Source organism: Pseudomonas glycinis, from assembly GCF_054871425.1.
The window spans coordinates 67,469-93,604 of record NZ_JBTYHF010000006.1 but is presented as its reverse complement, the minus strand read 5'-3'; the positions used below and the strand labels follow the sequence as shown (position 1 = coordinate 93,604).

Here is a 26,136-nt window from a genome sequence, read left to right as displayed (position 1 = left end):
GTGCCTAACGCCACTCAGCTCAAGGCCCGCTGACAATGCCGAAATCTGTTGACCGAACTCCGCCGATGCCGCGAATCCAGGCCGTCGATCCGCGCCATTCCGAGCAGAGCTGGGAAAGCGCGCCGCAATTGCTCGCCGCGCTCAACGGCGCGCGGCTCGGTGCCTGGTATTGGGACATCGAGCGTGGGCAGATCAGCTGGTCGCGGGGCACCCAGGCGTTGTTCGGTTTCGATCCACGGCAGCCGTTGCCCGCCGATTTGGAATATCTCGACCTGTTGCCGCCGGAGGACCGCGCGAAAACCGTGCGCGCCTTCCACGCGGTGATCGCCGGCGCGCCGCTGGAGCAGGCGATGCATCACCGCATCCGCTGGCCCGACGGCAGCCTGCACTGGCTGGAGATCAGCGGCAGCCTGCTGCCAGACAAGAACGGCCGGCCCCGAATGATCGGGGTGATTCGCGAAATCACCCACCAGCGCCAGCGCGAGCAGGCCTTGAGCAGCTCGGAGAAACGTTTCGCTACACTATTCCACCTGTGCCCGAACATGGTTCTGCTGACCCGTCAGGATGACGGTCTGATCAGCGAGGCCAACCAGTATTTCGAAAGCCTGTTCGGCTGGCCGGTGCAAAGCGCAATCGGCCGCACCACCCTGGAACTGGGCTTGTGGGTGCACCCCGAGCAACGCGCCGAACTGGTGAAAAAAACCAAAGCCAAGGGCGAGCTGATCAGCATGGAAGTGCAGTTCCGCGCCAGCAATGGCCAGGTGCACGACGGCATCCTCAGCGCGCAGAAGGTCGAGCTCGAAGGCCAGCCCTATCTGCTCAGCACGTTTCTCGACACCACCGAACGCAAAGCCGCCGAACTGGCCTTGAAGGACAGCCAGGAACGCCTCGACCTGGCGCTGGATTCGGCGCAACTCGGCACCTGGGACTGGCACATCCCCAGCGGCATGCTTTACGGCTCGGCGCGCGCTGCGCAATTGCACGGGCTGGAGCCGATTCCATTCCATGAATCATTCGAGGAGTTTTTCGAAGGCGTGCCGGGCGAGGAACGCGACAGCATGCGCGACGCGTACCGCAGCCTGCGCGAAGGCCCCGCCGGCAATTATCAACTGACCTATCGCGTGCAATTGCCCGACGGCAGCTCGCGCTATCTGGAAAGCCGCGCGCGTCTCTATCGCGACGACAACGGCGCACCGCTGCGCATGGCCGGTACGTTGCTGGACATCACCGATCAGGTCGAGCGCGAACAGCGTCTGGTGGCTTCAGAAGAGAAATTCGCCACGCTGTTTCAGGTCAGCCCCGATCCGATCTGCGTCACGCGCCAGGAAACCGGGGAATTCATCGAGATCAATTCCAGCTTCAGCCAGACCTTTGGCTGGAGCGCCGCCGATGTGATTGGCCACACCGCCGAGGAAATCGGCCTGTGGGACGCCTCGGCGAAAAGCCTGCAACGCATCGAACGGGTGATTCGCGAACAAGGCCTGAGCAACGTGGCCATTCTCGTCCAGCACAAGGACGGCCAGTCGCTGACCTGCGTGATTTCCAGCCGGCAGATCAGCGTCGGCGACCAGCCGTGCATCGTCACCACCCTGCGCGACATCACCCAGCAACAACGCTCGGAAGCGGCGCTGAAGGCCAGCGAAGAAAAATTCGCCAAGGCGTTTCACTCCAGCCCCGACGCCATCACCATCACCGAGCGCGACACCGGGCGTTATCTTGAGGTCAACGATGGCTTCTGTCGCCTCACCGGCTACCGCGCCGACGAAGTGGTGGGCAAAACCGTTTATCAGGTGGGGATCTGGGCCGAAGAGAAACAGCGCTCGACCTTACTCGCCGAGTTGCAGATCAAGGGCCGCGTGCATCATCAGGAAATGCTCGGGCGCAACAAGCGCGGCGAATTGCTCACGGTGGAAGTCTCGGTCGAGCCGATCACGCTCAATGAAACCGCGTGCCTGCTGCTGACCGCGCGCGACGTTAGCTTGTTGAAGAACGCCGAAGCGCAGATTCGTCACCTGGCCTATCACGACCCGCTGACCAACCTGCCCAACCGCGCCTTGCTGATGGATCGCCTGAGTCAGCAGATCGCCCTGCTCAAGCGCCACAATCTGCGTGGCGCCTTGCTGTTTCTCGACCTCGATCACTTCAAGCACATCAACGATTCTCTCGGCCACCCGGTCGGCGACACCGTGCTGAAAATCATCACCGCGCGGCTCGAAGCCAGCGTGCGCATGGAAGACACGGTGGCGCGCCTCGGTGGCGATGAGTTCGTGGTGTTGCTCAGCGGCCTCGAAGGTTCGCGCAGTGAAGTCAGCGAACAAGTGCGCGCGCTGGCCGACACCATTCGCGAATTGCTTTCGGAGCCGATGTTCCTCGATGGCCAGCGCCTGCAAGTGACGCCGAGCATTGGCGTGGCGCTGATTCCCGATCACGGTTCGACCCCGACCGACCTGCTCAAACGCGCCGACATCGCCCTGTACCGGGCCAAGGATTCCGGGCGCAACACCACGCAGATGTATCACAACACCATGCAGAAAGCGGCCAGCGAGCGCCTGCGCATGGAGACCGACCTGCGCCTGGCGCTGTCGCGCGGCGAGTTCAACGTGCACTTTCAGCCACAGGTCGATGCCCGCGACAACCGCATCATTGGCGCCGAAGCCCTGGTGCGCTGGAACCATCCCGAACTCGGCGCGCAATCTCCCACCGAGTTCATCAAGGTACTGGAAGACAGTGGCCTGATTCTCGAAGTCGGCACGTGGATCCTCGATGAAGCCTGCAACGCCTTCAAACAACTGATCGCGTTGAAACTGGTCGACCCGCTCAACTTCAGCCTGTGCGTGAACATCAGCCCCCGGCAGTTCCGCCAGAACGATTTCGTCGAACGCATCGAACACAGCATGACCAGCCACGGCCTGCCCTGCTCGCTGCTGAAACTGGAAATCACCGAAGGCATCGTCATCCAGAATCTGGAAGACACCATCAGCAAAATGCGTCGTCTGAAAAAGCTCGGCGTGAGCTTCGCCATGGACGACTTCGGCACCGGTTATTCGTCGCTGACTTATTTGAAGCGCCTTCCGGTAGACACCCTGAAGATCGACCAGTCGTTTATCCGCGATGCGACCACCGATTCCAATGTTGCCGAGATCATTCGCGCAATTGTCGCGATGGCGCGCAGCTTGGAATTGGAAGTGATTGCCGAAGGCGTGGAGACGCCAGCACAGCTGGCGTTTTTGCAGGGACTGGAATGCCATTTGTATCAGGGTTATCTGCACAGCCGGCCGGTGGGGTTGGAGGATCTGAAAAAACTGCTGCCCTGAATCGGCGGTCGCACAGACTGGCAACAGAGCAACAATTGCCACGGTTTGCGTCAGCCTGTAGGGTCGCGTTTTTTGCGCCGCTTCGAGATCAACCATGCAGGATGCATCCCTTCCCCGCCCGGCCCTGCTGGGCATCGACCTTGGCACCACCAACAGCCTGATCGCCGTCTGGCGTGAAGGCCGCGCCGAACTGATCCGCAACGCCCTCGGCGATGTGCTGACACCGTCGGTGGTCAGCCTTGATGAAGACGACACGATTCTGGTCGGCAAAGCCGCCCGCGCCCGCCTGACCACGCACCCGGAACGCACTGCCGCCGCGTTCAAGCGCTTCATGGGCAGCGACAGGCAAATCCAGCTCGGCTCTCGCCAGTTCAGCCCGGAAGAGTTGTCGGCGCTGGTACTTGGCTCACTCAAGCAGGACGCGGAAGCCTTTCTCGGCCAGGCGGTCACAGAAGCGGTCATTTCCGTACCGGCATATTTCAGTGACGAGCAGCGCAAGCGCACCTTGTTCGCCGCCGAACTGGCCGGGCTGTCCGTGACGCGCCTGATCAATGAACCGACCGCTGCCGCCATGGCGTACGGCCTGCACGAACAGAAGTTCGAACGCACGCTGATATTCGATCTCGGCGGCGGCACGTTCGACGTCACCGTGCTCGAATACGCATTGCCGCTGATCGAAGTGCACGCCTCCACTGGCGACAACTTTCTCGGCGGCGAAGACTTCACCGCCGCCCTGTTGCAGGCCTGCCTGAAACACTGGCAACTCACCCCCTCAACGATCGATGCACAAGCCATGGCCAGCCTCGGTGATGCCCTGGAACAGCTGAAATGCAAACTCGGCGAAGGCGCGCAGCACTTGAGCTGGCGGTATGCCGAGCAGACATTCGAATGGGAACTGGATGAAGCCGCTGCGGTGAAAATCTGGGAGCCGTTGCTGGCCCGCTTGCGCGCGCCAATCGAACAGGCTCTGCGCGATGCCCGACTGAAACCGCGCGACCTCGACAGCCTGGTGCTGGTCGGCGGCGCCACGCGCATGCAGGCGGTACAGCAAATGGTCGCCACGTTGTTTGGACGCCTGCCTTATCGGCATCTTGATCCGGACACCATCGTGGCTCTGGGCGCAGCGACGCAGGCGGCATGCAAGGCGCGGGACGGCGCGGTCGAGGAATTGATTCTGACCGATGTCTGTCCGTATACGCTGGGGATTTCGACCAATCGTGGCGAAGACGTCAGTGGCGCGTTCTCGCCGATCATCGAACGTAACACGGTGATTCCAACGTCACGGGTGCAGCGTTACTCGACGACGTTTGCGCAACAGACTGAAATCCGTATCGCGGTTTACCAAGGGGAACGCCCGTGGGTACGCGACAATATTTTCATCGATTCTTTCGACATCCAGTTCACCCCTAGTGAGCAGCTGCAGAGCCTCGATGTGCGTTTCAGTTATGACATCAACGGCCTGCTGGAAGTAGACGTCACGCTTCTGGAAACCGGCGAACGTTACGGCCACAGCATCGACCGCAGCCCGACCGGACTGGATGAACAGGCGCGCAGAGACAGCCATGCCCGGCTCGCGACGCTCAAAGTCCACCCTCGCGACGCCCTGCCCAACCGCACCCTGCTCGCACGACTGGAGCGAGCATGGATGCAAACTCTGGGCGACGAGCGTGCGCGCATTGCCGAGTGGATGGACACCTTCAACACCGTGCTTGCCGGCCAGCAAGCCAGCGAAATCGCCAGCCACCGCTCAGCGCTGAATGATGCGCTGGACCAGATGCGTCTTTAACCGTTCAGTTGCCGTAAAGCAGCCTGCAACCCGCCGGACAACATATCTGCCCCACTGTCCGGCGGCACGCCATAGCGGTTAGGCAGTTTGTCTCCCGGAAAGCCGAACAACACCAGCGGCAGGAATGGCAGAAACGGCGACAATCCAAGAAATATCAGCAGTGTCGGTATGCCCCGGCCCATATCGTGCAACCGCCGTACAACTGCCGCGAACAACAGCAGCACGCCAAGCAAAAAGATGAGCATCCCGCCAATCGTCGTGCCAGTTATCAGCCCGGCTATTGGGGTTATCACTACGCATCCCAGGACCTGAGCGATAAAAGCCTTGCGCCCCAGCCGTGATCCGGGGCGCCAGAACGCTTTCGCTGGTACTGGCTGGACATCACTGTTGGCTAACAGCAACCGCTCCGACCACGACAGCAACGCGCACAGTGCCAAGCGCAAACCGACGCTGTTCTGCACGTCATCCTTACCCTGCTGCAGTTGTCGCAATACTCGCGTTTTCGGCACACCGGCAGCGCCGTAGCGAATCAAGCTTTTGAGCGCATCCAGCGCCTCATAGGCCAATAGTTTGTCGACACCGAAATCCGTCAACACCTTGCGCGGTGGCCACACCGGTTCGCCCTTGATCAGACCGTCGCGAAAGCCTTCGAACCAGTCATCCTCGCAACTGACCGCTTCAATCGACTGCAACAACGCCCGGTGCTGCTCGGCGCTCAGGCCTGGATCGTGGTAGAGCACGCCCCAGAACATCAACAAGCCCAGCAGATCATCGCCGCACGCCGCACGGTCACTTTCGACGCAGGTGTAAAGCAGGGTATTGGCGGGCAGCCTGGCGCTGTCGAGAGCCTGCTCGACACTGAACAACTGTTGCACCAGCAAACCGTGCACAGGATCGTCACCCTGCAGCCAGCCGAGCAAACCGGCGCAATTGCCCTGCTCACGCAGCAAGCGCCGCAATAGCGGCTGCAGTCGGCTCAAAGGATGCGCAGGATTGAACGGCAAACGCTCCAGACACTGCGCATCAATCAATTGCAACCAGCGCTCGGGTTGTTCCAGCAATGCCAGCAAAAACACGGTTTGAGCGTGCCAATCCCAGATCGCCGTTCCCAACCCGATCGGCGGCAAACCTGTCACGCGCCGACTCAACTGGAGCATGAGATCGAGTTGCGACAGGTCATTGCCGTCTTTGACCGCACTCAGCTCGAACGCGTCGGCAATGCGTGCAAGCGCCGTGTCGCTATAGGGCCGCAAGCGCTGCAACCACAGACGACAAACCTTGTGCAGCGCGCCTTCGGATAACGCGGGCGGCAATTGCGGTGAAAGTGTTTGCGAGTCAGTGAAAGCGCTCATGGCCTGCGCGACAGGAGCCTTGGCCAGCCAATGCAGATGTTGCCTGGCCTGATACTTCAGGCCGCTCAAAACCAGGCATTCCAGCGCGTCCACCGGCAGCGGTTCGTCGACAATCTGCTGCAACAAGGCCGAATCACCACGATGCAGCGCCCAGGCGTGCCGGTACAGACGCAGCAAACGGCTGTCGTGGTTTTCGCCGATCAACTGCGCGAGCAATGGCAACTCGTCGCCCGCCATGCGCCAATCAACAAAGCTTTGCGCCAGTGCATCAAGCTTGAGCCGTCCGACACCCAACCAACGGGTCAAGGTCTCGGGCCGTTGTGACGGACTGCCATACACTTGGCACTCAGCACCCAGTTCGTCCGGCCAAACGGCGCAGTCCTCCAGACGATCGAACGCCTGAATCAGCAACGGCAGAAAGGTCGGCTGACGCTTGGCACACAGCTCCAGCAAGCGACTCTCTGCCGCGGGATGGCGATGTTCGCTCCAGAGCCGAATCCAGCATGGAAACGCTTGATCGTCGTGCCCCAACAGACTGTACTGACACGCCAGCAGGTACAGCCAGTCGACGTTATCCGGCGCGGCATCGTGCTGTTCGGCACAGCACTGCAGGAACGTCGGCGCGCCCATCCCCGCTTGGGTGAACTGCACCAGCAACCGCTTGAGGTACGCGGCATCGTTGGGCAACGGCAAGCACGTATGCCGACTGGCGAACTCGGCGAACTCGTGAAGCGGACGCTGAGTAAAGATGAAATCGAGGCTACGGGCATACCACAGCGACTCGGTCTGTGCCGGCTCTGACCAGGCGCTCATCAGATCCGTGTCGAACGGGTCGGGCGTCTTGATGCGCTGCAAAAAGCCTTCTACCGCTTGCGCATCGTCGAATGCCAGATCGAGCAATTGCTGGTCCCAGGCCATGCGTTGCGCCAACAGATTCGCACAACGGTAGGACAACGGACCGGCGCCGGACAGTCGGTGGTACAAGCCCCAGTTGAGGTCATCGAAAACCTCCAGTGACAAGGCATCCAGCGTCCGGACAAATGCCTGCCATGCCGCGTAGTTGAAGCGTCGCGCGGGATCATCCAGCAGCGCACAGAAATCCAGAAAAGCTTGAGGCGCCCGAACGACATCGGCTTGTGCAGCGTCGATCTCGTCTCCAGCCTCTTCCTCCTCTTCACGGGCCAGACGCAGGGCACTCTCGTAGGCCATGCGTAGCGCTTGAAAACCTTCCGGATCGGTTTCCGGATGGTGCGCCGGCAAACGGGCGCGATAGGCGCTGCGAATCAGAGTTTCGTCAGTAGTCGGTTCAATGCCCAGTCGAATCCAGCAACTCATGACCAGTCGAACTCCCCAAGCGATGCCGGACGAGACGGCGGATCAATATCCATGTGCCAAGGCAGATCAGCGAGAAAGTGTGGAATGTTTTGCGCAAGACCTCGGGCAATCCTGGTGTTGAAAGCGCTGGTGCCCTCACGACTCATCTCGACCGCCAGTTCATCATCGCTTTTACTCATGCAGCACCAAAAGGTTCGTCCCACCAGAAAGCCGTTGAAGTAAGCCATCCAGCTGCCGTAATGAAACTGCGCCCTCAACGCCAGACGACTGTGCAACCAGTTGCTCTCGGCCAGATCGATCCATTGATTACGTACGGCGCAGCGCAACAGAAAGCCCATCCGGCCGTAATCCCAGGACAAGATGCCGCCGGGACCACAGCTGCCGAAGGTACGGCTGGCAAATTCATGCAGGACGCGCTCGCGCGGGCTCAGCTCATTGAGCAACGACTGCCATTCACTCGGCAGGCATCGCTGCCACGCCAGATAGGCCGCACTGAGGTGTTTGGCATGGCCGTCGTCGGTCATCCATCCGAGCATGTCGAACAACTGTTGCCGATCATCGATACCCCAACTTTCCTTGAGGTTGATGTAACGATCGTTGCAGAACGCCGGGTCGTCATACCCGGCGCCGGTGTTGAGCGCGGCCATTGGTGCGGACAACGCGCACAGCCAGCGCTGTTGAATCTCGTCCATGAAAAAAGGCTCCAGGCCGACCGCTGGGAAATGGGGGCCGGCAAAACTGCGCCGATTGTAAAGAGCCCCGCCAACAGCGGCAAACCCTGCATCGCTTTGACTGCGCGCACAAAAAAGGCCCCGACGTATCGGGGCCTTTCGTTCAGCGGCTTATCGCCGGTTCGGGCGATTGTGTGTCAGCACATGAATCAATGCTGCAACGCCGGCTGCTGCGCTCCATTGATCGGGATGCGCTTGGCTTTCGCTTCTTCCGGGATCACACGGAGCAGGTCGATGCTCAGCAGGCCGTTGCGCAGGGCAGCGTCCTTGATCTCGATGTGATCGGCCAGACGGAACGACAGCTTGAAGGCTCGCTGGGCGATGCCTTGATGCAAGAACGTGACGCTCTCGTCAGTGTCACGCTTGCCGCCACTGATGGTCAGCACACCCTTCTCGACTTGCAGGTCCAGGTCTTCTTCCTGGAAACCGGCGGCCGCAACGACGATACGGTATTGGTCATCACCGTGTTTTTCGACGTTGTAGGGTGGGTAGCTGCTGCCTGGCTCGTTGCGCAGGGCGGTTTCGAACAGGTCGTTGAAACGGTCGAAACCTACCGAGGAACGGAACAGTGGCGCGAGAGAAAATGCAGTACTCATGATTCAAATCTCCTGAAAACAATCAGCAAGGTTTTGTGTCTCCGCGACCCGAATTCGGCATCGCGTAACCCTTAGATAGGGACCGCTGTTTTGATTTCAAGAGATTATTTTGAGATTTTTTATGCGGCCTCGACGAGCGGCAATCCGAGCAGACGCGAGACTTGATCCGGCTCGGTTTCACGGCGCAGAACGGTGAAAAGCTCGGCGGCTTCCGGGTAGTTGCGCGTCAGCATGGCCAGCCATTGCTTGAGGCGACCGGGCGATTGCCGGGCGGTCATTTGCGCCTTGGCCTGCAGCCAGAAGTCCTGAATCAGCGGCATCAGCTCGGCCCAGGTCATCTCGACGACCTCTTCGCCAGCGCGCGCCGCAGCGATCTGCCGGGCGAGATCCGGGCGGGAGACCAGACCCCGACCGAGCATAATGTCTTCCACGCCACTGATTTCGCGACAACGGCGCCAGTCTTCGACGCTCCAGATGTCGCCGTTGGCGAACACCGGCACCTTGACCACGTCCTGCACGCGCGGGATCCACTCCCAATGAGCCGGCGGTTTGTAGCCGTCCATTTTCGTCCGCGCATGTACGACGATGTGCTCTGCCCCGCCTTCGGCCAGCGCCGTGGCGCAGACCAGCGAGCCGTCAGGACTGTCGAAACCCAGGCGCATTTTCGCGGTGACCGGGATGTGCGCCGGTACGGCGCGACGGACATGCTCGACGATCTGGTTGAGCAGCTCCGGCTCCTTGAGCAGCACGGCGCCGCCGCGGGATTTGTTGACCGTCTTGGCCGGGCAGCCGAAGTTGAGGTCGATCACTTCCGAGCCAAGCTCGCAGGCCAGCGCGGCGTTTTCCGCCAGGCATACCGGATCGGAACCGAGCAATTGCACGCGCAGCGGCACACCGGACGCGGTGCGAGCACCGTTGAGCAGCTCGGGGCCGAACTTGTGGAAGTACGCCGGGGTGAGTAACTGGTCGTTGACCCGAATGAATTCGGTCACGCACCAGTCGATGCCGCCAACGCGGGTCAGCACGTCGCGCAGGATGTCGTCGACCAACCCTTCCATGGGCGCCAGAGCAATTTGCATGGGAAAACACTACTTGAAGAAAAACGTGCGGCAGTTTACTGGATATCGTGCAAGACCGCAGGACAACACATCTCTCTGTGGGAGCGAGCCTGCTCGCGAAGGCGGTCTGTCAGTTGATACATGCGTAACTGACGCGACGCTTCGTGAGCAGGCTCGCTCCCACAGAGTGAGATTTACATCGCCTCTGCAATCTGGATCGCCGGGCCATAACCTTCGATAAACTCTGCCGGCATGCGCTTGGGCTTGCCGGTCGACAGCTCGATGCACACAAACGTGGTCTGCGCGCGCAGCAGGGTGGCGTTGTCGCTGGGGCGTTTGAGCTGGAAATGCCGGGTCATTTTCAAGCGCTGGTCCCAGTCGACGATCCAGGTCGCCAGTTGCAGTTCATCGCCTTCATAGGCTGCGGCCAGATAATCGATTTCATGGCGGACAACGGCCATCGCCCGATCCAGCCGCCGGTATTCGACCAGGTCCAGGCCGAGGCGCTGCGAATGGCGCCAGGCGCAGCGCTCGAGCCAGGTCACGTAAACGGCGTTATTGGCGTGCCCGAGCCCGTCGATGTCTTCGGCGCCTACTTGCAGATCAATGGTAAACGGCGTTGCCCGATCCCAGCCCATGCCCCACTCCCGGTCAAAGTATTCAACCGGGGCAGTGTAACGGAGCTCAGGCCGATTGGCGCGCCTGAAGGCTGCGACCGGCGAGCAGTGATAACACACCATCAATCACTCGAGGGTCGGCCAGCACGCGTTGATGGCCGCCGCTTTCCAGGCGCAGCAGGCGGCTGTCGAACCAGGCTTCGTGAATCAATTGCGATTCTTTGACCGAGACAAAGCTGTCGTCCTCGGCATGCACGATCAGACCGGGCATATCCAGTTGATAGTGGGCCACGTCCAGCGTCGCGGCGCGCATGCCGACGTCCTGCTCGACCTTGCGGATAAACGCCGAACGCGCGCGCGGCGGCATGCCGACCATGCGCGCAAAACCGCGCAGCACGCCGAGAATCCGCGACGGTGCGGCGATGCTGACCAGAGTTTCGGTGCGCAGGCCCAATTGCACAGCGAGCATCGCGCTGGCGCCGCCCATGGAATGGCCGATAACCGCTTGCAGCGGCGGCAATTCGGCAGCGGCTTCGAGCATGGCGCGGGCGAACAGCACTACATTGGCTTCTCGCCCAGGGGAGCGACCGTGGGCCGGACCGTCGAGCGCGACGACGGTATAGCCGGCATCGACCAGCGCATTGATCAGCGAGGCGAATTGCGTTGGCCGCCCTTCCCAACCATGCATCAGCAACACTGTCGGGCCTTGGCCCCAGCGCAGCGCCGACAGGCCGAAGCGCAACGTGATGCGTTCGGAGCTGGCCAACAGCGGCAGCTCCCAATCCCGCAGCGGTAGCGCGCGGGGCGTCATGAACGCCAGACGCATTTTGCTCGCCACCAGCTTCGGTGCAAACCAGCCCAAGGTACCGTTAACGCCACGAACCCACTTCAACGCGTTCATCGCACTCTCCTCAGGCTTGTTGCCTTCAGGTCAACGCACCGCCGACTTGGCGGCGCGCAGCAATCGATCGGATAACTCTCCCGGACCCAGCGCCCTGGCCAAGGCCAGACCACCGACCATCAACGCGACATCGGCCAGAGCCTTGTCGGTGTCTTCAGGGCTGGCGGCCAGTTGCGCGACCATCAGCTCCAGATGCTCGTTCAGCGCGATGCGGAACGACTCCGGCAAACGCCCCAATTCGCCAATCGAGGCAGGAATCGGGCATGCGGCTTCGCTGGAATCCCGGTGTTTGCGTGACAGGTAGAACGCAGCCACCAAAGCGCGACGCTCTTCGCCGGTCAGATCGGCGTCCATGTCGGCAATCAGGTCGCGACGCCGGCCCAGCAGTTGCTTGAACGCTTCGAGCATCATCGCGTCCTTGCTTTCGAAGTGGGCGTAGAAGCCGCCGACGGTCAGGCCGGCTGCGCCCATCACTTCGCCCACGCTCGGGTCAGCCGGGCCGCGCTGAATCAGTGCGGCGCTGGCAGCCTTGAGGATGCGCTCGCGGGTTTGAGCTTTTTTATCGTTCATCGTTGCCTCCGAATATTACGACTAGAATATTATTCGCATAATAATATTCCGCAAGTCATGAATATGACCGCTGGTCTGAAGCACAGTGTAAGGAAAAGGAGAGTTGGCCAAACGCCAGACAAACAAAAGGGCCATTCAATAATTGAATGACCCTTATAAAATCCCGCAGAGCGGGTAATCGTGGCGTCCCCTAGGGGACTCGAACCCCTGTTACCGCCGTGAAAGGGCGGTGTCCTAGGCCACTAGACGAAGGGGACACAAACCCTTCTATACAACTGATCAGTGCTGAGAGCTGATCGATTCAAGGCCGGTGTGGCCAGACCTTGAACTGTAAAATTGGTGGAGCTAAGCGGGATCGAACCGCTGACCTCCTGCATGCCATGCAGGCGCTCTCCCAGCTGAGCTATAGCCCCGGATTTTTCGCCTCGCGGCGGAGTGATCTCTTGCAACATCACTTCTGTAAAACTGGCGTCCCCTAGGGGACTCGAACCCCTGTTACCGCCGTGAAAGGGCGGTGTCCTAGGCCACTAGACGAAGGGGACGCAAACCCTTCTATACAACTGATCAACGCTGAGTGTTGATCGCTTCAAGGCCGGCGTGGCCAGACCTCGAAGTGTAAATTGGTGGAGCTAGACGGGATCGAACCGTCGACCTCTTGCATGCCATGCAAGCGCTCTCCCAGCTGAGCTATAGCCCCTCATCGCTGAGGACGGGGCGAATCTTAAGGGCGTATCGAAAGCCTGTCAAACTTATTTTTGAAAAATTTCAAAATTTTTTGCCGGGATAACAATCACTTACCGCCCTCCCCCGTAAATTCGGGAGAAACGCCGGAGGCAGGATCAAAAGATCGCAGCCTTCGGCAGTCCTGCAGAGAAGCAAAAGCAATCAGGCGATGGCGCCCAAGAGCTTTTCCCACTCTTTGTTTTCTTTCTTCGACACGCCGCCCAGCAGGTCAATCGCCTGGCGCAAGCGGAAACGGGTGAGATCCGGGCCGAGGATTTCCATCGCATCGAGCACCGACACCGAACTCGCCTGCCCGGTGATCGCAGCAAACATCAGCGGCATCGCATCGCGCAGTTTCAGCTCGAGGGATTCGACCACCGCCTGAATCGTCGCGGTGATGCTGTCCTTCTCCCACTGCCGCAGACTTTCCAGTTTCCACAGGATCAACTGCATCAACTGGCGAACCTGATCGCCGGAGAGCTTTTTCGACTCGAACAGCTTGGCATCCGGATTCACGCCGCCGGCAAAGAAGAACCCCGCCAGCGGTGCAACCTGGCTGAACGTTTCAACCCGGCCCTGCACGTGCGGCGCGATCTTCATCATGTATTCGGAATTGAACGCCCACTTCTGCACGCGGGCGGCAAACTCTTCCACCGGCAGATCGCGTAGCCACTGGCCGTTGAGCCACGACAGCTTCTCGATGTCGAAGATCGGCCCGCCGAGGGACACTCGCTTGAGGTCGAAGTTGTCGACCATTTCCTGCAGCGAGAACTTCTCGCGCTCGTCCGGCATCGACCAGCCCATGCGGCCGAGGTAGTTAAGCATCGCTTCCGGCATGAAGCCCATGCGCTCGTAGAAGGTCACCGAGGTCGGGTTCTTGCGCTTGGACAGCTTGCTCTTGTCCGGGTTACGCAGCAGCGGCATGTAGCACAGCTCCGGCTGTTCCCAGCCGAAGTATTCGTACAGCAAGATCAGTTTCGGTGCCGATGGCAGCCACTCTTCGCCACGCAGCACGTGGGTGATGCCCATCAGGTGATCGTCGACGACGTTGGCGAGGAAGTACGTCGGCAGGCCGTCGGTCTTCATCAGCACTTGCATGTCCATGCGATCCCACGGGATCTCGACGTCGCCACGCAGCATGTCCGGCACCACGCAGACGCCTTCGCTCGGCACTTTCATGCGGATCACGTGCGGTTCGCCAGCGGCCAGGCGCGCCGCGACTTCTTCCTTCGACAGCAGCAGTGCGCGGCCGTCGTAGCGCGGAGTTTCGCCGCGAGCCATTTGCTCGGCGCGCATCTGATCGAGTTCTTCAGCGGTGCAGAAGCACGGGAACGCATGGCCCATGTCGACCAGTTGCTGGCAGTACTTCTGGTAGATATCGCCGCGCTCGCTCTGCCGATAAGGGCCGTGCGGGCCGCCGACATCCGGGCCTTCGCTCCAGTCGATACCGAGCCAGCGTAGGGCGTCGAAGATCTGCTGTTCGGACTCGCGGGTCGAACGCAACTGATCGGTGTCTTCAATGCGCAGGATGAACTCACCGCCGTGCTGCTTGGCAAAGCAGTAGTTGAACAATGCGATGTAAGCGGTACCTACGTGGGGGTCCCCGGTAGGCGATGGCGCGATGCGAGTGCGGACGGTGGTCATGGCTTGTCTCGAAAAAATGAAGAGCAGAACAATCAAGCGGCGAATGGTAACAGGCGACACCCGCCCCGCTCCAGCGGGCAGGGTATTTAAGCCAGATGCCCTAAGCCCTTCGGATGGTGTGAAGGCATTCGCGAGCAGGCTCGCTCCCACAGGGATACCCAATGATCGTTCCCACGCTCTGCGTGGGAACGATCCCTTATACCGTAAGCAATCGTTCGCGCAGTTTGGCAATCTCGTCACGCATCTGCGCCGCCGCTTCAAACTCCAGATCCCGCGCCAGTTGGTACATCTTCTCTTCCAGCGCGCGGATGCGTTTGGTGATTTCGCTTGGCGAGCGCAACTCGGCTTCGTACTTGGCGTTCTCTTCGGCGGCCTTGGCCATGCCTTTGCGCTTCTTGCTGCGCGAACCGGGCACGGTGGCGCCTTCCATGATGTCGGCGACGTCCTTGATCACACCTTTCGGGGTAATGCCGTTCTCAAGGTTGAAGGCGATCTGCTTCTCGCGACGGCGCTCGGTCTCACCAATCGCCCGCTCCATCGAACCAGTCATGCGATCGGCGTAGAGAATCGCCCGGCCATTGAGGTTACGCGCCGCGCGACCGATGGTCTGGATCAGCGAGCGCTCGGAACGCAGGAAGCCTTCCTTGTCGGCATCGAGAATCGCCACCAGCGACACTTCCGGCATGTCGAGGCCTTCACGCAGCAGGTTGATCCCGACCAGCACATCGAACACGCCGAGGCGCAAATCGCGGATGATCTCGACGCGCTCGACGGTGTCGATGTCCGAGTGCAGATAGCGCACGCGCACGCCGTGGTCGGCGAGGTAATCGGTCAGGTCTTCGGCCATGCGCTTGGTCAGCGTGGTGACCAGCACACGTTCTTCGATCGCCACACGCTTGGTGATTTCCGAGAGCAAGTCATCGACCTGGGTCAGCGCCGGCCGCACTTCAACCTGCGGGTCGACCAGGCCAGTCGGCCGCACCACCTGCTCAACCACCCGCCCGGCGTGCTCGGCTTCGTAATTGCCGGGCGTTGCCGAAACGAAAATGGTCTGCGGGCTGACCCCTTCCCACTCGTCGAAACGCATGGGCCGGTTGTCCAGCGCCGAAGGCAGGCGGAAGCCGTACTCAACGAGGGTTTCCTTGCGCGAGCGGTCGCCCTTATACATCGCGCCGACCTGCGGCACGCTAACGTGGGATTCGTCGATCACCAGTAAGGCGTCGGCCGGCAGATAGTCGTAAAGGGTGGGTGGCGCCGCGCCGGCCGGACGCCCGGACAGGTAGCGCGAGTAGTTTTCGATGCCGTTGCAATAGCCCAGTTCGAGGATCATTTCCAGGTCGAAACGGGTGCGCTGTTCCAGACGCTGGGCTTCCACCAGTTTGTTGTTGCTGCGCAGGTATTCGAGGCGCTCCTGCAATTCGACCTTGATGCCTTCGATAGCATCGAGCAGGGTTTCCCGAGGCGTCACGTAGTGGCTCTTCGGATAGAAAGTGAAGCGCGGCATCTTGCGGATGACTTCGCCGGTCAGCGGGTCGAAGGCGGAAATGCTCTCGACCTCGTCATCGAACAGCTCGATGCGGATCGCTTCGAGGTCGGATTCCGCCGGGAAGATATCAATCACGTCACCGCGCACTCGGAACGTCGCCCGGGCGAAATCCATGTCGTTGCGGGTGTATTGCAGGTCGGCCAGGCGCCGCAGCAGCGCACGCTGATCAAGCTTGTCGCCGCGATCAACGTGCAAGACCATTTTCAGATAGGTTTCCGGACTGCCCAGACCATAGATGCACGACACCGTGGTGACGATGATCGCGTCCTTGCGCTCGAGCAACGCTTTGGTTGCGGACAGGCGCATCTGCTCGATGTGGTCGTTGATCGAGGCGTCCTTCTCGATGAAGGTGTCGGACGACGGCACATACGCTTCGGGCTGGTAGTAGTCGTAGTAGGAAACGAAGTATTCAACGGCGTTGTTCGGGAAGAACGCCTTGAACTCCCCGTACAACTGCGCGGCCAGGGTCTTGTTCGGCGCCAGTACGAGCGTCGGCCGCTGGACCTGGGAGATGACGTTGGCGATGCTGAAGGTCTTGCCCGAACCGGTCACACCGAGCAGTGTCTGGTGCGCCAGCCCGGCGTCAATGCCCTCAACCAACTGGCGAATGGCTTCCGGCTGATCGCCGGCAGGCTCGAAGCGGGTGACTAGCTGGAATTCCGACATACACACCTCTGGAATCGCGGCGTTCCGCGTCAGGCGGAGCACCACGAGGACGACCGCAAACGACCGATGTCGCGCAAGAAAAAACCTGGATTGTGCTGAATGTGGTGGCGATTGCCTGACCTTTCAAGGCAAACGTCCTACATCCGGTAAAGAGTCTGACAAAGTCAATCGACTAACGGTCAAGAAATAATCGGAAAAACTTACCCTAAAAGCCGATTCGCCTGTCGCCATTGCGCGGTGATGGCCTCTATACTAGCTCCCCGTTTGTGCACCGCTCTAGTGCATTCGGCTGGAGCGCGACACGTCCCTCCACTCTCCATTCAGAGCCGCCGTAATAATGAGCCTGTTCTCCGCTGTCGAAATGGCACCCCGCGATCCAATCCTGGGCCTCAACGAAGCATTCAACGCCGATACCCGGACCACCAAGGTCAACCTGGGCGTGGGCGTGTACTGCAACGAAGAGGGGCGAATTCCACTGCTGCGCGCGGTGATCGAAGCCGAGACGATTCGCGTCGCGCAACACGCTTCGCGCGGCTACCTGCCGATCGATGGCATCGCTGCCTACGACCAGACCGTGCAGAAACTGCTGTTCGGCAACGACTCGCCGCTGATCAGCGCCGGTCGCGTCATCACCACTCAGGCCGTCGGCGGGACCGGCGCACTGAAAATCGGTGCCGACTTCCTCAAGCAACTGCTGCCGAACGCCGTCGTGGCGATCAGCGACCCGAGCTGGGAAAACCACCGCGCGCTGTTCGAAACCGCTGGTTTCCCGGTGCAGAACTACCGTTACTACGACGCTGCCACCCACGACGTGAACCGTGCCGGCATGCTCGACGACCTCAACGCCCTGCCGAACGGCTCGATCGTTGTCCTGCACGCTTGCTGCCACAACCCGACCGGCGTCGACCTGACCCCGGCGGACTGGAACAAGGTACTGGAAGTGGTCAAGGCCAAAGGTCACGTACCGTTCCTCGACATGGCTTACCAGGGTTTCGGCGACGGCATCGATGAAGACGCCGCCGCTGTGCGCCTGTTCGCCGAATCCGGTCTGACCTTCTTCGTCTCGAGCTCGTTCTCCAAATCGTTCTCGCTGTACGGCGAACGCGTTGGCGCACTGTCGATCGTCAGCGAATCAAAAGAAGAAAGCGCGCGCGTGCTGTCGCAGGTCAAGCGCGTGATCCGCACCAACTACTCCAACCCGCCGACCCACGGCGCCAGCATCGTTGCTGCGGTGCTGAACAGCCCGGAACTGCGCGCGCAGTGGGAAGCCGAACTGGCCGAAATGCGCCTGCGTATTCGCGGCATGCGCGAGCAGATGGTTGCCCTGCTGGCGGAAAAAGCCCCGGGCCGCGATTTCAGCTTCGTCGGTCGTCAGCGCGGCATGTTCTCCTACTCCGGCCTGACCACTGAACAGGTGCACCGCCTGCGCAACGAGTTCGGCATCTACGCCCTGGACACCGGCCGCATCTGCGTGGCTGCCCTGAACCAGAGCAACATAAAGGCTGTGACGGACGCGATCGTTCAGGTCATCTGATTTTCGCGGCGTGATGAAAAACGGGAAGCCTTGAACGGCTTCCCGTTTTTATTTGTCTCAGAAAACGCCTTGCAACCTCTAGACTGCACACAAATCCAACCTGTGGGAGAGAGCCTGCTCGCGAATGCGATCGGCCAGTCGATGCTATGTCAGCTGACAAGACGCTTTCGCGTGCAGGCTCGCTCCCACAGGACATGAGCCGAACCCGGAACCTTGCGAGAACCCACATGAAAAACGACAACCTGCGCGCCGACCGTGACGACCTGGATGATTTCATCCCGCGCGCTCCGGCCAAGCGTGAAAAGAGCCTGGTGCTGCAAGTCGCCACCGGGGTATTCCTCGGTGGCCTGGCCCTGTGGCTGGTGCAACTGGCGGCGACGGCGGCCTATGCCAAGCTGATGCTCGGCACGATTACCTTCGGCAGTTAAGCCAGCTCGGCCGAGCGTTGAGTGGCAGCATCGTCATAAATCACATACAGCGATTCGGCGACCTGGCTCTTGATGGCCTTGCTGCTTTCTAGACCAAGGACGAAACCTTCAGCCTTGCCGCCAGCGCGGTTCAATTCTTCGGCGGTGCTTGCCCCGGTGATTGCATCGAAAAGTTTTTCGGCGTGCGGGCCGATCCCTTTGGGCAGGCTGATCTGTGCAGTGCTCATGCAGGCACCTCGGTGTTGCGAGTGATTTGAATCATGGCGCGTACCTTTGCGGCGAATGGCCGGCAGCGCGTGTGACCACTTCCGGGCTGCCATGGTAGACCTCTGAGGCCTTTCTGGTAACCGCCAATCGCTGACAAAATGCCGTCCGTCCCGACGAATCGCAAAAGTTGCCCGGCGATGCTTGACTTCTCTTTTTGAATCAGTAACATACGCACCAATTCCGCAATAGCTCAGTTGGTAGAGCAAGTGACTGTTAATCACTGGGTCCCTGGTTCGAGTCCAGGTTGTGGAGCCAAATAGCAAAGCCCCTGAATCGCAAGGTTCAGGGGCTTTTTTGTGGGCGCACGAAAAATACCAAAAGGCCGATCTGTTTGGGCAGATCGGCCTTTTCTGTTTCAGACGCAGCGGTCAGACATGTTCGCTGCTTTTCACCTGAACCTTAGGCGCGCCGTGGCCATGGTCGTGGTCATCCGGCTCGATCACCGGCACTTCCTTGCCATCGCAGTCATGCAGCTTGCCGTCGCTGAAGTAATCGCCTTCACGCAGCGCGGCGAGATCGCGATAACGCAGGGTGCGCTCTTCCGCTGCGGCGAACACCGACTGTTGATCCGAGTTGCCGGTCGTGAAGTGGTTGAACGCCAGGTTGAGCAGGATCGCCATGATTGCCGATGAACTGATGCCCGAATGGAAAATCGTCGAGAACCAGCTCGGGAAATGATCGTAGAAGTTCGGCGCGGCGATCGGGATCATGCCGAAACCGATCGAGGTGGCAACGATGATCAGGTTGACGTTGTTGCGGTAGTCCACCTTCGACAACGTGCGGATGCCGCTGGCGGCCACGGTGCCGAACAGCACGATCCCGGCGCCGCCGAGGACAGAAGTCGGCACGGCGGCAATCACCCGCCCCATGAACGGCAGCAGCCCGAGGACGACGAGAAACAGACCGCCGGTGGCCACCACAAAACGGCTCTTAATCCCGGTCACCGCCACCAGGCCGACGTTTTGCGCGAAAGCACTTTGCGTAAACGATCCGAAGATCGGCGCAAACATGCTCGACAGCATGTCGGCGCGCAGGCCGTTGCCCAAGCGTTTGGAATCTACCTTGGTGTCAATGATCTCGCCCACGGCGAGGATGTCCGCCGAGGTTTCCACCAGCGTCACCATAACCACAATGCACATCGACAGGATCGCGGCGAAATGGAAGGTCGGCATGCCGAAGTGGAACGGTGTCGGGAAGCCGAACATGGGGCCGGTGGTGACACTGGAGAAATCCGCCATGCCAAGGAACACCGCCAGCACCGTGCCGATGACCATGGCCAGCAGAATCGACAGCCGAGAAATGGTCGCGCTGCCAACCTTGCTCAACAGCAACACCAGCACCAGCGTCACCGCCGCCAGACCGATGTTCTGCATGCTGCCGAAGTCCGGCGCGTGGCTGTTGCCGCCCATCGCCCAGCGTGCGGCCACCGGCATCAGCGTCAGGCCGATGGTGGTGATCACAATGCCGGTGACCAGCGGCGGAAAGAACTTGGTGATGCGTGAAAACACCGGCGTGATCAGCAAGCCGATCAACGAGGCGGCAATCACCGCGCCCAGCACCGACTGGAAACCGCCCTCCCCGCCACTGCTGACGATCGCGACCATGGTCGCCACGCCGGAGAACGATACGCCCTGGACCAGCGGCAGCTGACAGCCAAAAAACGGCAGACCCAGGGTTTGCAGCAACGTCGCCAGCCCCCCCGCAAACAATGAAGCAGCTATCAACAGACCAATGTCCGCCGGCGATAGACCGGCCGCCTGGCCAATGATCAGTGGCACCGCAACGATACCGCCGTACATGGTCAGAACATGTTGCAGGCCGTAAGCCATATTCGCGCCGACCCCGAGGTTTTCATCCTCGGGCCGTTGGTGTGAAACATGGGGCGTTTTCATGGTGGGGGGTTCCCTGGTTTTTGTTATGCGCACACTGTATTCAATACCCAGGACAAATGTCCATAGAGTTGTATACAACTTGTCAGTCACATAATGGTTAGGTAGCCATCCAACCTTCTAGCCTGCGCTTCTTGCCCTAACAAATCCGGCAACACATCCCCGCTGCGTCCGCGCCAGTGCCCACTAGGCTGAAGTGTTCACGGCGACCGACGGTGCAGTCGCGCTGTTTTTTATACATATAAAGTATGCATAATAAATCAGTGATTCAATTACGCCGGGAGTTAAGGAGGCTTGAACGATGAAAGACGAATATGACTTTTCCACAGGTAAACGCGGCGCAGTAGCGCCGAGCAAGGGCAAGACCCGCATCACTATCATGCTTGATGACGCGGTGATCGAAGCGGCGCGTACCGCCGCGGAAACCGAGGGCTTTGGCTACCAGACTGTGATCAACAACACCCTGCGCCATGCTCTGCTTGATGGCCCACGCCAGCAGGGAAGCGCTGACGATTCAGGGCTGACGGGGCAATTCAAGAAAGGCATCACCGCCACCGATCTCAAGAGTCTCGAGCGAAAGCTGTCAGCGGCCATCGGCGAAATCCGTCGCGTATTGGAGCCTGATGTAAAGCCTTAGATGGAGGCTGGCGCGATGACCCGAGCCAGCGCTTGTCGCACACGCGGTGAATCAGGCACCTGAAGATCGAACTCGCGCCGCAGCAATTTCATCAGCTCGTCGACGTCCGCCACCTCGCGCCGCTCACTGTTCGCGCCCATGTGATGAATGGCAAAACTGCCGTTGTTCAGGGTTTTGCGCCAGCCAGCGCCGGTGCGCGCGACCATCAGGCGCTGGGCAAAGGGTGACTCGGGATGGGTGGAGACGTACCAGTTGCCGACGGTGTAATCGATGTCTTCCTGGCGTTGCAGATCGAACAGGTACATCGGCCGCCATTCGCCTGCGACTTTGGCGCGCAGCAGGTAGCCATCTGCTTGCTTGTCGATGCGGTAGGGTTCGTGCGGGGTGGGTTGCTCATCTTCACTGTCGAGCAACAGCGGCGCGGTGGGCACCATGCCGCCGAAGCCAACGTCGGTGATGTAACGCACTTCGTCGATGGTCACCAGACTCAAACGATGGGTTCGCGCCGTCCAGCTGCCTTCCGGCTGATTCATCACCACGCGCCCGCTGATCGCCCGCGCGTCGAAGCCCAATTCAAGCAGCAGCGCATAGAACAAATGATTGAGCTCATAGCAGTAGCCGCCCCGCCCCTGCTGCAACACCTTGTCTTCGATGGAGACCAAGTCGATCAACACCGGCTCTGCACTGATCGTTGCCAGATTTTCGAAAACAAACTGAGCGGTGTGGCGCAGTTGCAACTGACGCAAGGTTTCGAGCGTCGGCGGCGGCGGCGCATCGAAACCCAGACGTTGCAGGTACAGATTGGTAGTCGTCAGCCGTGGCGCACTCATTGCTCGATCCTTATGCATGGGCCGCAGAACACTGCGTGGATGTTGCCCTGTATACGGGATCAGGCACGGCTTTCGACAATTGATTTCGCCAATCGCCCGTTCAGCGCTTTTTCCGCGAAGCGATGCGAATCCACGTCGGCGCATGGTCACTGGCGTGCGGTTCGTTGCGCACCCATGCGTCAACACCGGCGTCGTGCAGATACGGGCTCAATGCCGGGTTGAGCAGCAGGTGGTCGATGCGCAGGCCGGAATTGGTTTGCCAATGGTTACGGAAATAATCCCAGAAGGTGTAGAGGCGCTCTTCTGGATACACGTGGCGCAGGGAATCGGTCCAGCCCTGATCCAGCAGCCGCTGGTAGCACTCGCGGCTTTCGGGTTGCAACAAAGCATCCTTGAGCCAGGATCGGGTGTTGTAGATGTCCATGTCAGTGGGCACGACATTGAAGTCACCGGCCAGGACCACCGGGTGATCGCTGCTTTGCAGGTCTTTGGCGTAATTGATCAGACGCTCGAACCAGGCCAGTTTGTAATCGAATTTCGGCCCCGGCTGCGGGTTGCCGTTGGGCAGATACAGGCAACCGACCAGCACACCGTGCACCGCCGCTTCGATATAACGGCTGTGGGTGTCATCGGGATCGCCGGGCAAACCGCGTCGACTCTCCAACGGCTGCGCATCACGCGCCAGAATCGCCACGCCATTCCATGACGCCTGGCCCTGCCAGATCGCGCCGTAACCGGCGGCCTCCAGTTCGGCGGCGGGAAATGCGCTGTCCACTGATTTGAGCTCTTGCAGGCAGACGATGTCCGGTTGCTCGCGCTTGAGCCATTCCAGCAGATTCGGCAGCCGCGCGCGCATGCCGTTGACGTTGAAGGTGGCGATTCGCAGGTTTTTCATCGTCTGCAACTCCTGCCCGGTGGGATTGCAAATTGTGACCCTGAGAACGCCGCGCAGGTTGCATCGAATCACAAAGCGACAGCTCAGACGCGATTACGCAGCCATTGCAGAAAGCCTCTTTTCGGCGCGACCACGGGCGCGTCCTCGGTCAGCGACTGCGCCTTGTGCAGACGGAAATCGAGCAACGCCTGCATCGCATCATGAATGTCATGGCGCGCGTCCAGGCACGGTTTCAGGTAGGACTTCTCGATGCGATACAGGGCGCAGAAAGTCTTCGCGGAAAAATCCGCCGGCAGCGCGGTGTCGGAAAGAATCCCGGCCTCGCCGATCACCTCGCCCGGCCCCATGCGCCCGGATTCCAGTGGCGCACCATGGCGCTTGAGCGTCACCGATACCACGCCGGATTCAATGATGAACAAATGATCGCTGACCTCCCCGCCCGCGAGAATCGTTTCGCCGACGCGGAAAGTTTGCAGAGTCATGTTCTGGCTGAAGGTGTCTTTTTCTTCTTCACGCAGAGTCGAGAAGATCGGTGAGCTTTCCAGCAGCGCCCGTGGCCGCGACAACTGCGGTGCGGCGCTGGTCTCGTTGCTCGACAGCAGGTTGACCCCGGAGGCCTGCAAATGCCGGTACGCGAGATCGAACAACTGATTGCGCACCACGCGCTTCTCGCCCATCGAGGCGACAAACCCGCTGATTTCGTATTCCGCGCCGCCGCTGGCAGAACTCTTCAACGACACGCTCGGCGCCGGTGTGTCGAGCAATTGCCGGCAGCCTTGCATTGCCCGCTCCAACGCCTCGATTACCGAACTGGGTCGGGCATGGGGGCTGACGGGCACGCTGACGGAAACGCCGAACATATTGCTCGGTCGGCTGAAGTTGATGATTTTGGCTTTCGCCGCCAGCGAGTTGGGAATCACGGCCATGCTGCCCTGACTGGTTTGCAGACGCGTGGCGCGCCAGTCGATGTCGGTGACGCGGCCCTCGGTGCCGTCGATGGAGATCCAGTCATCGAGTTGATAGGGCTTGGTGGTATTGAGGACGATGCCGGAGAACACGTCGCTCAAGGTGCTCTGCAAGGCCAGGCCGACAATGATCGCCAACGCGCCGGACGTCGCCAGCACGCCTTTGACTGGCAGATCGAGCACGTACGCCAGCGCCGCAATGATGGCGATGAGGAAAATCACCGCGCCGAGCAAGTCCTGCAACAGCCGGCCGGTATGGCCGACCCGCTGCATCATCACCGCGCCGATCAGCACCGTCAGGGTCCGCGCACCAAACAGCCACCAGCCGATCTGCAACCCGGTCGCCGCCAGATGCAGCGGCACGTTGTCGGCCCACGGTGCCGGTTCCATCGGGTTGAGGCCTTCGTTGAACAGCACAATGCTGAACAAGGCGAAAATCAGCACCCGCACCAACAGCTTCCATTCACTGCCGCGAGAGCTGATCAGCCGCCACAGGCCAAGATCGAGCAGGATCAGGATCAACGCGCTAAACAACGGGTGTTCGGTCAGCAGAGACAGCATCAAACAACTCCGACAAAGGCCAATCGCGAGAAGATCGCACAGATTGGCACAGTGTAGGAGCAATTGATTTCGGTGGATGAGCACCGGCTTACAAACACTGCAAAACCCTGAAGGAGCTGACGAAGGCTGCGATCTTGAGGCTGTGGGACGCGGAGCGTCCCCGGCTGCATTCCCACGCAGAGCGTGGGAACGATCAGACGCTGAACAACCTCCTCGCGAAGGCGTCATGTCAGTCACTACCTCTTGGACTGAAACAGAGCATTCGCGAACAGGCTCGCTCCCACAGGTAGTTTCGGTTAGCCGTAAAGCCCGGTGTCAGGCGTGCATCTGGCCAAAGCGCCCGGACTGGAAGTCGGCAAAGGCCTGGTGGATTTCCTGCTCGGTGTTCATCACGAACGGGCCATGGCCGACGATCGGTTCGTCGATCGGCTCGCCACTGAGCAGCAATACCACTGCGTCTTCGCTGGCCTGGAGGGTGAGTCGATCACCGTCGCGTTCGAACAGCGCCAACTGCCCTACCCCAACCGATTCCGCACCGTTGACCAGCACCGAACCTTTCAACACCACCAGTGCGGTGTTGCGTCCTTCGTGCAGATCAAGCGTCAGCAACTTGCCGGCATTGAGGCGCAGATCCCACACGTCGATTGGCGTAAAAGTCCGTGACGGTCCGGTGTGCCCGTCGAATTCACCGGCGATCAGACGCAGGCTGCCGGCGTTGTCCTTGAGCGCGATGCTCGGAATGTCGCGGTCGAGAATGGTCTGGTAACCCGGCGCGGCCATTTTGTCCTTGGCCGGCAGGTTGACCCACAGCTGGACCATTTCCAGCTTGCCGCCGGTTCTGGCGAAATTCTCCGAATGAAACTCTTCATGGAGGATGCCGGACGCTGCGGTCATCCACTGCACGTCGCCCGGGCCGATGGTGCCGCCGCTGCCGGTGGAGTCGCGGTGTTGCACTTCGCCGTCGTAAACGATGGTCACGGTTTCGAAACCACGGTGCGGGTGCTGGCCGACGCCACGCTGTTCAGTGGTCGGGGTGAATTCGGCAGGACCGGCGTGATCGAGCAGCAGAAACGGGCTGATGTGCTTGCCCAGGTGGTCGTAGGAAAACAGCGTGCGCACCGGGAAACCATCGCCGACCCAATGGCCGCGCGGGCTGGTGTAAATGCCGATGATGTTTTTCATGGGGTCTCCAATGGGTAAATGCATTGGATTAAGCGTAAGGGCATATCGAATATTCGACTAGAGGGTGGAAATCGGCTTGAGTGTTCCATATGCAGAACAATTGAGTCAG

General features: G+C 60.3%; 20 protein-coding genes and 5 tRNA genes. 6 read left to right on the top strand and 19 right to left on the bottom strand.

Annotation, left to right across the window (positions count from 1 at the left end; all coding sequences use genetic code 11):
* Window positions 1-35 precede the first annotated feature (35 nt).
* The gene (locus tag ACYSTU_RS15590) at window positions 36-3,314 is read left to right on the top strand and encodes a PAS domain S-box protein (protein ID WP_024012383.1); all 3,279 of its coding nucleotides are present in this window, start codon (window positions 36-38) and stop codon (window positions 3,312-3,314) included.
* 94 nt (window positions 3,315-3,408) lie between these two features.
* A complete protein-coding gene (locus ACYSTU_RS15585; RefSeq protein ID WP_498999881.1) occupies window positions 3,409-5,100 on the top strand; it encodes an Hsp70 family protein in 1,692 nt (563 codons plus the stop codon).
* On the opposite strand, the gene ACYSTU_RS15580 is transcribed toward ACYSTU_RS15585, so the two are convergent.
* From ACYSTU_RS15580 to uvrB, 13 genes are all read right to left on the bottom strand, one after another.
* Window positions 5,097-7,787 (bottom strand): DUF805 domain-containing protein, encoded by a 2,691-nt coding sequence (locus ACYSTU_RS15580; protein ID WP_498999879.1) that lies wholly within the window; start codon window positions 7,785-7,787, stop codon window positions 5,097-5,099. The genes ACYSTU_RS15585 and ACYSTU_RS15580 overlap by 4 nt on opposite strands.
* The gene (locus ACYSTU_RS15575) at window positions 7,784-8,479 is read right to left on the bottom strand and encodes a DUF1266 domain-containing protein (RefSeq protein ID WP_016773926.1); all 696 of its coding nucleotides are present in this window, start codon (window positions 8,477-8,479) and stop codon (window positions 7,784-7,786) included. Before ACYSTU_RS15575 ends, ACYSTU_RS15580 begins: the two co-directional genes overlap by 4 nt.
* Before the next feature lie 188 nt (window positions 8,480-8,667).
* On the bottom strand, window positions 8,668-9,114 hold the full coding sequence (locus tag ACYSTU_RS15570; protein WP_016773925.1) for an Hsp20 family protein: 447 nt from the start codon (window positions 9,112-9,114) through the stop codon (window positions 8,668-8,670).
* A gap of 119 nt (window positions 9,115-9,233) precedes the next feature.
* Window positions 9,234-10,193, bottom strand: coding sequence for a tRNA dihydrouridine synthase (locus ACYSTU_RS15565; protein WP_016773924.1), 960 nt, complete (start codon window positions 10,191-10,193; stop codon window positions 9,234-9,236).
* 173 nt (window positions 10,194-10,366) lie between these two features.
* The gene (locus ACYSTU_RS15560) at window positions 10,367-10,810 is read right to left on the bottom strand and encodes an acyl-CoA thioesterase (RefSeq protein WP_016773923.1); all 444 of its coding nucleotides are present in this window, start codon (window positions 10,808-10,810) and stop codon (window positions 10,367-10,369) included.
* A 46-nt stretch (window positions 10,811-10,856) separates the two neighbouring features.
* Window positions 10,857-11,690, bottom strand: coding sequence for an alpha/beta fold hydrolase (locus tag ACYSTU_RS15555; RefSeq protein WP_136493960.1), 834 nt, complete (start codon window positions 11,688-11,690; stop codon window positions 10,857-10,859).
* 30 nt (window positions 11,691-11,720) lie between these two features.
* Complete coding sequence (locus tag ACYSTU_RS15550; RefSeq protein WP_016773921.1) at window positions 11,721-12,260, bottom strand: TetR/AcrR family transcriptional regulator; 540 nt, start codon at window positions 12,258-12,260, stop codon at window positions 11,721-11,723.
* Between the two features lie 181 nt (window positions 12,261-12,441).
* Window positions 12,442-12,517: transfer RNA gene (locus ACYSTU_RS15545), tRNA-Glu, on the bottom strand.
* A gap of 80 nt (window positions 12,518-12,597) precedes the next feature.
* Window positions 12,598-12,673: transfer RNA gene (locus ACYSTU_RS15540), tRNA-Ala, on the bottom strand.
* Between the two features lie 53 nt (window positions 12,674-12,726).
* Window positions 12,727-12,802, bottom strand: a tRNA-Glu gene (locus tag ACYSTU_RS15535).
* A gap of 79 nt (window positions 12,803-12,881) precedes the next feature.
* Window positions 12,882-12,957, bottom strand: a tRNA-Ala gene (locus tag ACYSTU_RS15530).
* Between the two features lie 188 nt (window positions 12,958-13,145).
* Window positions 13,146-14,627, bottom strand: coding sequence for a glutamate--tRNA ligase (gene gltX / locus ACYSTU_RS15525; RefSeq protein WP_016773920.1), 1,482 nt, complete (start codon window positions 14,625-14,627; stop codon window positions 13,146-13,148).
* 196 nt (window positions 14,628-14,823) lie between these two features.
* Window positions 14,824-16,839 carry an excinuclease ABC subunit UvrB gene (gene uvrB, locus ACYSTU_RS15520; protein WP_024012378.1) on the bottom strand — a complete coding sequence of 672 codons (2,016 nt, stop codon included), beginning with the start codon at window positions 16,837-16,839 and terminating at the stop codon, window positions 14,824-14,826.
* Window positions 16,840-17,176: 337 nt separating this feature from the next.
* Here uvrB and ACYSTU_RS15515 point away from each other — a divergent pair, with 337 nt between their 5' ends.
* Complete coding sequence (locus ACYSTU_RS15515) at window positions 17,177-18,373, top strand: amino acid aminotransferase (RefSeq protein ID WP_498999872.1); 1,197 nt, start codon at window positions 17,177-17,179, stop codon at window positions 18,371-18,373.
* A gap of 227 nt (window positions 18,374-18,600) precedes the next feature.
* Window positions 18,601-18,801, top strand: coding sequence for a hypothetical protein (locus ACYSTU_RS15510; protein WP_016773917.1), 201 nt, complete (start codon window positions 18,601-18,603; stop codon window positions 18,799-18,801).
* Here the strand turns inward: ACYSTU_RS15510 and ACYSTU_RS15505 are convergent.
* Window positions 18,798-19,028, bottom strand: a complete 231-nt coding sequence (locus ACYSTU_RS15505) for a hypothetical protein (RefSeq protein ID WP_024012377.1) — start codon at window positions 19,026-19,028, stop codon at window positions 18,798-18,800. The two genes, ACYSTU_RS15510 and ACYSTU_RS15505, sit on opposite strands and share 4 nt — an antisense overlap.
* Before the next feature lie 219 nt (window positions 19,029-19,247).
* Here ACYSTU_RS15505 and ACYSTU_RS15500 point away from each other — a divergent pair.
* Window positions 19,248-19,323, top strand: a tRNA-Asn gene (locus ACYSTU_RS15500).
* Window positions 19,324-19,436: 113 nt separating this feature from the next.
* On the opposite strand, the gene ACYSTU_RS15495 is transcribed toward ACYSTU_RS15500, so the two are convergent.
* The gene (locus tag ACYSTU_RS15495) at window positions 19,437-20,960 is read right to left on the bottom strand and encodes a nucleobase:cation symporter-2 family protein (protein ID WP_498999868.1); all 1,524 of its coding nucleotides are present in this window, start codon (window positions 20,958-20,960) and stop codon (window positions 19,437-19,439) included.
* Window positions 20,961-21,258: 298 nt separating this feature from the next.
* On the opposite strand from ACYSTU_RS15495, the gene ACYSTU_RS15490 reads away from it, so the two are divergent.
* Window positions 21,259-21,594 carry a BrnA antitoxin family protein gene (locus tag ACYSTU_RS15490; protein ID WP_400557756.1) on the top strand — a complete coding sequence of 112 codons (336 nt, stop codon included), beginning with the start codon at window positions 21,259-21,261 and terminating at the stop codon, window positions 21,592-21,594.
* On the opposite strand, the gene ACYSTU_RS15485 is transcribed toward ACYSTU_RS15490, so the two are convergent.
* The 4 genes from ACYSTU_RS15485 to ACYSTU_RS15470 all read right to left on the bottom strand — a co-directional run bounded on the left by ACYSTU_RS15485 (window position 21,591) and on the right by ACYSTU_RS15470 (window position 26,027).
* On the bottom strand, window positions 21,591-22,424 hold the full coding sequence (locus tag ACYSTU_RS15485; RefSeq protein ID WP_498999864.1) for an arylamine N-acetyltransferase family protein: 834 nt from the start codon (window positions 22,422-22,424) through the stop codon (window positions 21,591-21,593). The two genes, ACYSTU_RS15490 and ACYSTU_RS15485, sit on opposite strands and share 4 nt — an antisense overlap.
* Window positions 22,425-22,524: 100 nt before the next feature.
* Window positions 22,525-23,319, bottom strand: a complete 795-nt coding sequence (gene xth / locus ACYSTU_RS15480; RefSeq protein ID WP_122700508.1) for an exodeoxyribonuclease III — start codon at window positions 23,317-23,319, stop codon at window positions 22,525-22,527.
* Between the two features lie 83 nt (window positions 23,320-23,402).
* Window positions 23,403-24,845 (bottom strand): mechanosensitive ion channel family protein, encoded by a 1,443-nt coding sequence (locus ACYSTU_RS15475; protein ID WP_125918422.1) that lies wholly within the window; start codon window positions 24,843-24,845, stop codon window positions 23,403-23,405.
* 315 nt (window positions 24,846-25,160) lie between these two features.
* Entirely contained in the window at window positions 25,161-26,027 is an 867-nt protein-coding gene (locus ACYSTU_RS15470; RefSeq protein ID WP_125918423.1) for a pirin family protein, read from the bottom strand.
* Window positions 26,028-26,136: the final 109 nt, after the last annotated feature.

Excerpts from the sequence above, each read along its gene's own strand:
- ACYSTU_RS15590 (WP_024012383.1), top strand. The coding sequence starts at position 36 with ATGCCGAAATCTGTTGACCGAACTCCGCCGATGCCGCGAATCCAGGCC.
- ACYSTU_RS15585 (WP_498999881.1), top strand. The coding sequence starts at position 3,409 with ATGCAGGATGCATCCCTTCCCCGCCCGGCCCTGCTGGGCATCGACCTT.
- ACYSTU_RS15580 (WP_498999879.1), bottom strand. The coding sequence starts at position 7,787 with ATGAGTTGCTGGATTCGACTGGGCATTGAACCGACTACTGACGAAACT.
- ACYSTU_RS15575 (WP_016773926.1), bottom strand. The coding sequence starts at position 8,479 with ATGGACGAGATTCAACAGCGCTGGCTGTGCGCGTTGTCCGCACCAATG.
- ACYSTU_RS15570 (WP_016773925.1), bottom strand. The coding sequence starts at position 9,114 with ATGAGTACTGCATTTTCTCTCGCGCCACTGTTCCGTTCCTCGGTAGGT.
- ACYSTU_RS15565 (WP_016773924.1), bottom strand. The coding sequence starts at position 10,193 with ATGCAAATTGCTCTGGCGCCCATGGAAGGGTTGGTCGACGACATCCTG.
- ACYSTU_RS15560 (WP_016773923.1), bottom strand. The coding sequence starts at position 10,810 with ATGGGCTGGGATCGGGCAACGCCGTTTACCATTGATCTGCAAGTAGGC.
- ACYSTU_RS15555 (WP_136493960.1), bottom strand. The coding sequence starts at position 11,690 with ATGAACGCGTTGAAGTGGGTTCGTGGCGTTAACGGTACCTTGGGCTGG.
- ACYSTU_RS15550 (WP_016773921.1), bottom strand. The coding sequence starts at position 12,260 with ATGAACGATAAAAAAGCTCAAACCCGCGAGCGCATCCTCAAGGCTGCC.
- gltX (WP_016773920.1), bottom strand. The coding sequence starts at position 14,627 with ATGACCACCGTCCGCACTCGCATCGCGCCATCGCCTACCGGGGACCCC.
- uvrB (WP_024012378.1), bottom strand. The coding sequence starts at position 16,839 with ATGTCGGAATTCCAGCTAGTCACCCGCTTCGAGCCTGCCGGCGATCAG.
- ACYSTU_RS15515 (WP_498999872.1), top strand. The coding sequence starts at position 17,177 with ATGAGCCTGTTCTCCGCTGTCGAAATGGCACCCCGCGATCCAATCCTG.
- ACYSTU_RS15510 (WP_016773917.1), top strand. The coding sequence starts at position 18,601 with ATGAAAAACGACAACCTGCGCGCCGACCGTGACGACCTGGATGATTTC.
- ACYSTU_RS15505 (WP_024012377.1), bottom strand. The coding sequence starts at position 19,028 with ATGAGCACTGCACAGATCAGCCTGCCCAAAGGGATCGGCCCGCACGCC.
- ACYSTU_RS15495 (WP_498999868.1), bottom strand. The coding sequence starts at position 20,960 with ATGAAAACGCCCCATGTTTCACACCAACGGCCCGAGGATGAAAACCTC.
- ACYSTU_RS15490 (WP_400557756.1), top strand. The coding sequence starts at position 21,259 with ATGAAAGACGAATATGACTTTTCCACAGGTAAACGCGGCGCAGTAGCG.
- ACYSTU_RS15485 (WP_498999864.1), bottom strand. The coding sequence starts at position 22,424 with ATGAGTGCGCCACGGCTGACGACTACCAATCTGTACCTGCAACGTCTG.
- xth (WP_122700508.1), bottom strand. The coding sequence starts at position 23,319 with ATGAAAAACCTGCGAATCGCCACCTTCAACGTCAACGGCATGCGCGCG.
- ACYSTU_RS15475 (WP_125918422.1), bottom strand. The coding sequence starts at position 24,845 with ATGCTGTCTCTGCTGACCGAACACCCGTTGTTTAGCGCGTTGATCCTG.
- ACYSTU_RS15470 (WP_125918423.1), bottom strand. The coding sequence starts at position 26,027 with ATGAAAAACATCATCGGCATTTACACCAGCCCGCGCGGCCATTGGGTC.